At 41.8% G+C, this 5,988-nt stretch carries 4 protein-coding genes; 3 read left to right on the top strand and 1 reads right to left on the bottom strand.

The genetic code is table 11. From position 1 onward, the window contains the following. Positions 1-1,050: 1,050 nt before the first annotated feature. On the bottom strand, positions 1,051-1,452 hold the full coding sequence (locus BP621_RS16640) for a transcriptional regulator (RefSeq protein WP_292391840.1): 402 nt from the start codon (positions 1,450-1,452) through the stop codon (positions 1,051-1,053). Positions 1,453-2,008: 556 nt separating this feature from the next. On the opposite strand from BP621_RS16640, the gene hdrA reads away from it, so the two are divergent. The 3 genes from hdrA to hdrB all read left to right on the top strand — a co-directional run. Then, a complete protein-coding gene (gene hdrA, locus BP621_RS16645) occupies positions 2,009-4,417 on the top strand; it encodes a ferredoxin:CoB-CoM heterodisulfide reductase subunit HdrA (protein WP_292391841.1) in 2,409 nt (802 codons plus the stop codon). Beyond that, a complete protein-coding gene (gene hdrC, locus BP621_RS16650; RefSeq protein WP_292391843.1) occupies positions 4,414-5,124 on the top strand; it encodes a ferredoxin:CoB-CoM heterodisulfide reductase subunit HdrC in 711 nt (236 codons plus the stop codon). Before hdrA ends, hdrC begins: the two co-directional genes overlap by 4 nt. Beyond that, the coding region (gene hdrB / locus BP621_RS16655; RefSeq protein ID WP_292391845.1) for a ferredoxin:CoB-CoM heterodisulfide reductase subunit HdrB at positions 5,078-5,988 on the top strand (911 nt) is incomplete at its 3' end. The genes hdrC and hdrB, both read left to right, overlap by 47 nt.

Consider the following 5,988-nt stretch of genomic DNA (forward strand, 5'->3'; position numbering starts at 1 on the left):
TCGAATCGCAGCGGGCCCACCACAACTTGATAATCCTTTCTGAGGAGAATTTTCAGGTTTTGCAACCTCATTTATCTTTTATATTGGGCCCGTAGCTTAGCTTGGTGGAGCGCACGGCTGATAANNTCGAATCGCAGCGGGCCCACCATATATTTTTAGAACGTTGTCCCATTTTGAACTTTTTATGAGATTTTTTGAATTTTTAGACTTAGATTTTGCTTCAAAATTAACTTTTTTGAAATTCCAGTTTTTTAAAGTTATAAGGATGTGAAAAAAATTCGCAGGGCATTCTTATAATAAAAATTACTAAAGCTTGCTAGATGCCCTCTTTATCTCTATTGAGATGTTTCTTCCTGGTATCCATTATATACTCTATTTTCTAGAAATTATACAGTTAAGTTGAGAAATCAATAATTGAGCTTATCCCAAAACCAATTTTATTTTTATACCAATAAGAAATTTAGAAGCATTCTCGTAATCGGAAATCAATTAGCCATCGAATTTTGAGTTTTGGGATAAGCTCATTTGGAACTCTAACTGTGCAAATAACAAGTTTAACTGGAAAGTCTATTTGCTTAATTTTGTGCTTCAAGCGCGAAGTCCTAATCTTGCATCCTAAAGATTTTTTTTCCTTTGTCGTTTTTGAAATTCAGATTCAAGTGGAAAAGTGATATCAAAAGGATCAAAGGGAGACATCGCAAGGATGGAAACAAGAGATAATAAGAATAGAACTTACGCATTTGAACTGAAAAATGAATAGCATTAAACCTTTAACGGTCTAAAATATAAATTCAAACAACAGTACTTATTGAAATTGATTTTGTACCTCAAGTGCGTAAGTTTTAAAGAATTAAAAAGAAGTATTACAAGAATCACAAATAGATAACCTAATTACAAAGAGGAGCTAGTTTTTCTCAAGTATCTTACCTTCAATACACATTAAACAGATAAGATGTCGAATCTGGGTCATAAAACCCAGACTTTAGAATAAGAATTAATTTTTCTGAGAATTTGTGGAAAACACTTGTAATATCTCTGCTCTTATTGATTTCAGGAAAGACTTTTGAGGCGTTCTATGTTCTGGAGCACGGCCTTGCTTTCAGCCATTACGTCTTCTTCTATTGAATTGATAATCGTTTCCATCTGGACCGTCAGTTTATACAATTTAACCGGTCTACCTTTGCCCTGATTCTTCTTTTCTTCCCGCATATCTACCCAGTCATTTTCGCGTAGATAGCGCATTGCAATGCTAACTTCCGGCTGCCTCAAGCCTGATACCATTTCGATGCATTGGGAAGAAATTTCCTCTCCTTTAGAAAGGCATGCAAGAGTGAGAGCAACTGGCCTGTTAATATTAAGTCTTCTCAAAAGCTCCACCATCTCGTATTCAACCTCTCCCATCTTAAATTCGTTGTTTTCTGATGTAAACTCATTATCTGCCACAACTATCATCTACCGTTTATACCGAAAGAGCAGCTTGTGATCACTTTCGATATCATTTTTCATCCAGTATTCAGATTAATAGAAACACATTATTTTAGATCTGTTATTTTTTCACTAAATTTTATTTCCTTTATTAAATATATTTCTATTTATATGAGTTTCTGATCTGTGGGAGTCTCTCACAAAATCTGTTTTTCTCAGTTGATTTAAATAATAATACTTTCTCCATATATATAATTATGTGCCTATAAAAACTTCCCGACAATTTCACATGTTATTTTATTATATGTAGAGAACTTAGGATTTGTAGAACAAAGAACAATTTATATTTACGATCTCTGCAGGCTTCTTCTATGTATATATAGGATAAACGCATTTTTAATTGTAGTTTTCCGTTGCTCAGGAAACAGAATTAGTATGAATAGAGCAAATGTAAGGTTCAAGGTCACTTTTTTCCAAAAACTGTCCGTATTTTACATATAATGGTACTTGTCTTTCCTAATTGGGTTATTTATCAGATTATTCCGGCAAGTCTTAAATATGAATCCCTGAAAGATTTAATATAATGAACGCTGCCCTGGACAAAACCGCTGTATTTATCTGCCATTGCAGTGGGAACATTTCCGAACGTATTGATATTAATTCACTTAAGAAAACCCTTAAGGCAGAAGGGATCCCGGTCTTCGATTACGAGTATCTCTGTTCAAGAGAAGGACAGACCCTTATCAAAAATAAGATTTTGGAAGGGAACCTCGACCGGATAGTAATAGGTTCATGCACGCCTTCCAAACACGGCACTCTCTTTAAGAAGTGTATTCAGGATGCAGGTTTGAACCGGGCAATGCTCGAAATCGCAAACCTCAGGGAACACTGCGCCTGGGTGCATCCGGACAAGGACGAAGCGACTGAAAAAGCCCTCTCACTTCTGTGGGGAAAACTCAGACGCCTGGAAAATCATGAGCCCCTTGAAGAAATAAAAGTAAACATCGTTCCGCAGGCCCTCGTTATTGGCGGAGGAATTGCAGGGATAACTGCGGCAGTTAACCTCGCAGATAATGGAATTTCCACCTACCTTGTCGAGAAAGACTCCAGTATAGGTGGAAATATGGCAAAAATCGGTAAGGTTTTTTCTCCTGACAAACTTGCGGAAGAGTGCGCGATGTGCTCGCTAAGTCCACTGATGAATGAGGTAGTAGCTAACCCAAAAATAACCCTCTTAACCTGGACTGAGGTGGAACGCTTAAGCGGAAGTGCCGGCAACTTCACAGTCAGACTAAGGAAAAAACCGAGATACGTACATGACAACTGTACAGGCTGTGGCCGATGCAGCCGTGTCTGTCCTGTCCTGGTTGAAAACGAGTTCAACTGTGGGTACATGGACAAAAAGGCAATTTCCCTGCGTTTTTCCCAATCAGTTCCGAAAATCTACTGCATAGATCCTGACCACTGCCTGCAGTTCAAGGGCGAAACCTGCGGAAAATGTGCAGAGGCCTGTAAATCAGGAGCAATTGACTTTTCACAAAAGGAAGAAATTATTGAGCTCAATGTCGGTGCAGTTATTGTTGCTACCGGGTTTGAGGAGTATGATGTATCCCAGAAACCCCAGTATGGGTATGGGATTTTCAAAAACGTTATGACCCAGATGGAACTTGCCAGAATGCTCGGGATCAACGGTCCTACAAAAGGGATATTGGTCAGGCCTTCGGATTTCAGTCTGGACCCTGATGCTGTCAGTTCAAAAGGCACCTGCGGTAGTAAAAGTTCCTCAGAGAATTATTCTCAGGATATCCCGGAAATTCCTAAAAGGATAGTTATGATCCAGTGTGTGGGCTCAAGGGATGAAAAAGAAGGTGGAAACCGCTATTGTTCCAGATATTGCTGCATGGCAGCCTTAAAGCACTCGAACCTGATAATGAAAAAATACCCGGGTACGGAAATCACGATCTGCTATGTCGATTTGAGGGCTCTTGGCTTTTACGAGAACTATTATCGGGCAGTCCAGGATATGGGAGTTAGATTTGTAAGGGGAAGACCTGCCGAAATTGTCGAAAAGCCGGATAAAAGCCTTCTTGTCAGACTCGAAGATACCCTTAACCAGAAAATAACAGAGCTACCTGCCGATCTTGTCGTACTCTCTGCGGCTATGGTTCCTTCAAAGGGAACCCAAAAAATTGCCAGTATACTGAATATCAGCCAGGGTGAAAGCGGCTTTATCAAGGAAAGGCATTCTAAACTGAGGCCTGTAGACAGCTCATTGGATGGGATCTTTGTCTGCGGCACTGCCCAGAGCCCTAAGGATGTTACGGATACTATTTCCCAGGCAGGGCTTGCAGCTATAAGGGGAAGTGCCTTTATTGCTGACAGCCCAAAAGCCCTGGTAAACGAAATCCCGACTATCAATCAGCTACTCTGCACTCAGTGTAAGGAATGTCTCAGATGTCCTTTCGAGGCTTTTTCCTTAAATGAGAGTGGAAAGATTATCGTAGACCCGCTTGCCTGTACCGGATGTGGATACTGTACTGAAATCTGTCAGAACGGAGCTATCCAGATTGCGGGTTTTACAAAAAACCAGCTAAAAGCTGAAGTTGAAGGGGTAGTCAAAGAAGGAGACTTGCTGGGCTTTGTAAATAGCGGGATTGCATCCTTAACCTGCGACAATATAGGAAATAGCGCACTGACCTATCCATCAAATGTCAAGTTAATCAAGGTGCCCACAAATCTCGTGGTTGATAAAGACCTGTTACTTCACGCCTTCAAACGCGGGGCGTCAGCTGTCCTTTTTATAGAGGATCCTCCAGACAGCCCGAAAGCCGAGATTATATATCCTCTAACTGTCAGCCATTTCGAGAAACTGAAAAAAGACCTTGGAAATTCAGGAAACCGGCTCTATTTCAAAAAAGCTTATGTTCCAAACACACGAGGGCTTGCAGGCACTTTTACCAGCCTTGCCCGGGAAGGAGAGATGATCAAATGATTCCATATGTAAACGAATATGATACCCCGGAATGTAAAACCCTTGCAGAAACCGCGAAGAAAAGCATCCGGACACCTGCCTCTCTGGGGCTTGACCGCTGCATCCAGTGCGGAGCCTGCACGGCTTCCTGTCCTGCAGCCCGCTTTACAGATTATAGCCCACGTCAGATTGTGAAAAAGGTACTGGAAAACGACCGCAGTGTGCTTGAGTCCGAGATGATCTGGTCCTGTTTCTACTGTTACTCCTGTAACCTGCGCTGTCCCAGGAATAATAGCCCTGTAACAATCGTGCAGGTGCTTAGGCAGATGGCCATCAATGAAGGTATAGGAGTTGAGAAACTTGCCTACTTCCTTGAGATAGGAGAGTATCTTGCAGAAAACGGAGCCAGCAAAGTACCTAGTGCTGGAATTAAAAATATGGAAAGAGACCTCGGAGAACGCTGGATCAGGTTCAAGAAAAATCTAGAGTCAACCCGTGTTGAACTTGGACTGAGTTCAAAGGATATCAGGAACACCCATGGGGAAGTTCAGGCCATTCTTGAAGCCACAGGCTATTTTGACAGGGAGAAGTGGCTCAAGGCAAAAATACAGGAAAAACTTTTGCATCAGCTCCTAGAAAACCAGTGCATCAAGAAAGAAAATAGAAGCGGAGATTTCGGCTTTGAAAGCGATAGAAGATATCCCAGACAGCCAGCTTTTATTATTTAAAAGCTGTATGGTCGGGCAGGAGTACCCTGGGGTGGAAACCTCCACTTGTTATGTCTTTGACAGGCTTGGAATAGACTACTGTATAAATGATGAGCAGTCCTGCTGCACAGGAATAGGACATTATACTGATATCTTTGAAGGACTGACAACAACAGCCATTGCAGCCCGGAACTTTGCGGTCGCAAAAAAATGTGGATATCCCAATATAACGTGCCTCTGTTCAACCTGTTATGCTATAAACAAGGAAGCTTGTGAAGTCCTGAATACCAATACAGAGATCCGGGAAAAAGTGAACTCCATCTTTCGGGAAAAGGGCCTTGAAAATCTTGTTTATGAAAAAGACGATATGAATCCGAGGACAAACTTCTACCATGCAGTAGAGGTTCTCTTAAGCAAGGTTAATGAGATTCAGGAACAGAAAATGTTCGACTTCTCAGGGGTTAAAGCTGCAGCCCATCACGCCTGCCATTACTATAAAGTTAAGTATCTCGATGTCCTCGGAAACCCTGAAAACCTCCAGTTGATAGACACCATAGCCGCAACCTGCGGAGCCGAACCTGTGCGCTGGTACGAAGACCGGACTCTTACCTGCGGAATGGGTTTTTCCCAGCTCCATCTTAACAAAGATACCTCGCTTCAGGTGACAAAGACTAAACTTGACAGCCTTCAAAAAGCGGGCGTGGAGCTTATGATTCATATGTGCCCGAATTGCCAGATCCAGTACGATCGTTACCAGCCAGTTATCGAAAAAGAGTTTGGAGTAAAGTATGATATGGTGCACATGAATATTGCCCAGTTCGTAGCTCTCTCAATGGGCGCTCACCCCTACAAAGTGTGTGGCTTCCAGACTCACTCCGTGCCTCT

It is taken from the genome of Methanosarcina sp. UBA5, from assembly GCF_002505485.1.
In the GTDB taxonomy this organism is placed as follows: domain Archaea; phylum Halobacteriota; class Methanosarcinia; order Methanosarcinales; family Methanosarcinaceae; genus Methanosarcina.

What these genes read in the sequence shown, in the direction of transcription:
- BP621_RS16640 (WP_292391840.1), bottom strand. Translation starts at nt 1,452, where the DNA reads ATGATAGTTGTGGCAGATAATGAGTTTACATCAGAAAACAACGAATTT.
- hdrA (WP_292391841.1), top strand. Translation starts at nt 2,009, where the DNA reads ATGAACGCTGCCCTGGACAAAACCGCTGTATTTATCTGCCATTGCAGT.
- hdrC (WP_292391843.1), top strand. Translation starts at nt 4,414, where the DNA reads ATGATTCCATATGTAAACGAATATGATACCCCGGAATGTAAAACCCTT.